2 pseudogenes are annotated in these 769 nt (G+C 74.1%); both read right to left on the bottom strand.

Annotated elements, in window-relative coordinates:
• Positions 1–574 (bottom strand): annotated as a pseudogene (locus KUM32_RS36125) (ABC transporter permease); the annotation flags it as partial.
• Positions 571–769: pseudogene (locus tag KUM32_RS36120) on the bottom strand (DUF4162 domain-containing protein); the annotation flags it as partial. The pseudogenes KUM32_RS36125 and KUM32_RS36120, both read right to left, overlap by 4 nt.

The following is a 769-nucleotide window of genomic DNA, read 5'->3' as shown; positions in this document are numbered from 1 at the left end:
CCGCGGCGATGGCGCCGAAGACCATGCCGCTCAGGCCGACCGCGAGCCCGAGTGCCAGCGCGCCGCTGCCGCCCTGGCCGGCCAGGCTGACCGCGATGAGCAGCGTGACGGCGGCGTTGGCGATGCCGACGGTGATCAGCGCTGAGGTCAGCCCGGCTCGCCGGCCGACCATCCCGGACGACAGCGCCTCCTGACGGCCCGTCTCCTCCTCCTCGCGGGTGTGCCGGATGACGATGAGCAGGCTCATGATGGCGGCGAAGACCGTGAGGAAGGCCCCCACGCGCCAGACCGTCAGCGCCCCGAGCGAGTCGTCGAAGGCCGCGCCGAACAGGGCCCGCGTGGACCCGTTGGCGTTCATGTCGGCGGCCAGGTCGGCGCGCTTCTGCGGGGTGTCGTACGCGCTGTCCAGGCGGCTCACGGTGCTGCTCGCGGACAGGCCGAGGCACAGCACCCAGATCGGCAGCATGACCCGGTCGCGGCGCAGCGCGAGCCGCAGCAGCGTGCCCGTGCCGGCCAGGTCGCGGGACGAGCCCTTGGGCGGCGCCGCGATCCGCGCGTCGGCTACGGCGGTCATCGCGCGATCACCCCCTGCGTGGAGTCGGCGGAGTCGCCGCCGTCGCTCTGGTAGTGGCGCAGGAACAGCTCCTCCAGGGTGGGCGGCGTCGAGACGAGGCTGCGCACCCCCGCGTCGCCGAGCTGCTTGAGCACCGGGCCCAGGTGGTCCGTGTCCACCTGGAGCTTGACCCGCCGGCCCCGCACGTCCACGTCG

Source organism: Streptomyces sp. AC627_RSS907 (assembly GCF_019049165.1).
This window is presented reverse-complemented; position numbering and strand designations above follow the sequence as displayed.